The organism is Bacillus sp. (in: firmicutes), assembly GCA_012842745.1.
GTDB lineage: Bacteria > Bacillota > Bacilli > Bacillales > Bacillaceae_J > Schinkia.
On record DUSF01000026.1, the window covers coordinates 1 to 1,739 of the forward strand.

Annotated in this window: 3 protein-coding genes; all 3 read left to right on the forward strand. The window is 35.1% G+C overall.

Annotated features, from left to right (window positions below):
• Positions 1-996: hypothetical protein (locus tag GX497_03225; protein HHY72232.1), on the forward strand; the 996-nt coding region annotated here is incomplete at its 5' end.
• A 4-nt stretch (positions 997-1,000) separates the two neighbouring features.
• The gene (locus GX497_03230; protein ID HHY72233.1) at positions 1,001-1,195 is read left to right on the forward strand and encodes a hypothetical protein; all 195 of its coding nucleotides are present in this window, start codon (positions 1,001-1,003) and stop codon (positions 1,193-1,195) included.
• 200 nt (positions 1,196-1,395) lie between these two features.
• Positions 1,396-1,617, forward strand: a complete 222-nt coding sequence (locus tag GX497_03235) for a hypothetical protein (GenBank protein HHY72234.1) — start codon at positions 1,396-1,398, stop codon at positions 1,615-1,617.
• Positions 1,618-1,739: the final 122 nt, after the last annotated feature.

Genomic DNA, 1,739 nt, shown 5'->3' on the forward strand with positions numbered 1-1,739 from the left:
AAAGTAGTCGCCTCTCTTAAGACACAGAAGAAGACTGTAAAGAAAAAGATAGGGAAAATCGTTAAAAAAAGAGGAAAGGTGTTCACAAAAGCCCGAAAGCTACTGAACAACCTGACGAAGAAGGAACGAATCAATAACCTAAAAAAGGCCATGAATAAAGCCGTACTGGCAGTAAAATCGATTCCGATTAAAGGAAAATCTTCCCCATTGCGTAATGAGACATTGGCAGGGAACCATTCAAATATAAAGATGGGAAAACATGGTGTTGATTGGGAGTACTACGAACGGATTGCAAGAGAACAAGGAATTGATAAAGTTCCTAAGGAAATAAGAAGTGAAATAACTGGGAATGCCAGGATAGACAAACAGGCCGATTCCACTATGGCTGATTTCCTCCCATTCATATCAACAGTTAAAGGAATCCAACAAGCAATAACTGGTGAGGATTGGATTTTAAACCAAAAGCTAAGTAAGAAAGAGCAAATTGCAGAAGTTGGGGGTGCTTTAGCTTCTGCCAGTCTAATTCCTGGTGCGAAGAAAGTAGGGGAATATGCAACTAAAGGTATTATGAAGGGAGGAGAATTTGTAGCAGATGTAATAACAAATTTTGCGAATAAGACAAAGGGGAAAGTGGATGAAATACCTTCTAAATCGAATAACCCATCTAAGGGTATAGATAATGCTGCACATAATGCTACTCAATACCAAAAATTAAAGGAACAACTAGCTTTAGATGAAATACAAAGTGTTGTAAATACAACTAAACATGGAGCAGAGAGGTTAATAGAAAGAGGATTTACACCAAAAGATATAAGTGACTTAAAACTTAGACCTGATATTATTAAAACTCAATCAGATGGTGCACAAGTATTTATAAAGCAGGTTAATGGCAAGTATAATGTTATTGTTGAAGGAGACAATGGTGTAATTACTTCATTAAAAAACATTAGTGAAAACTCACTAAATAGACTATCAGACAACTATGGTTGGAGGTGATTTTATGGAGAAAAACTCGTATCAGTGTTGTTTTTGTGATGAACAAATTATTTCAGATGTTACTGAATTAGTTGTAGTTGCAAATTGGGACAAAGATAAAAGTAGCCAACAAGAACAACAGATGTTCTGTCATATGGAATGCCTTAAAAAAGCAGTATCAAGTAAATTTCCTCTATATATCGCTGATCTAGTGGATTAAGAGGCATATTTAATCCCAGGAAGAAACAGTAGAAAATCTTCCTAGGATTTTTGTTTTTAAAAAAACAGACCGTATATAAATTTCTTTTTGATCTCTTACAACATATTCCACCCAAGCATTTTCGAATGGTTGGTCGTTTTGGGTTGTACAGTAGAAGATCGTATCAGAAAGCTAGGAATATTCTTAGCCTGTATTCCTTTATGAGAACAAAACAATTATCCCTATTACTTGAAACAAAAAAGAAGAAGAAAACATATAGACAGCGTATGATTGAAGCTTTCGATAAAGATCCATTTATTTGCCCATGTTGCCAATTAGAGATGGAATTAGTAGAAATCTATCATTCAGACTATGGTTATCTATATCATTATATGGAGGACATGGAGTTTATTAAAGAATGGAGGAAGATGGGGCTTGTGTAAGCGTCAAACTATCCCCACATGGTTTGGCGCTTTTTTATATGCGATAATCTTCTAAAGATCAAATTTTGCGGAGGTTTTGCGATGAATAAATCTGAACTAAGAATTGAATGGGAACAAAGGAT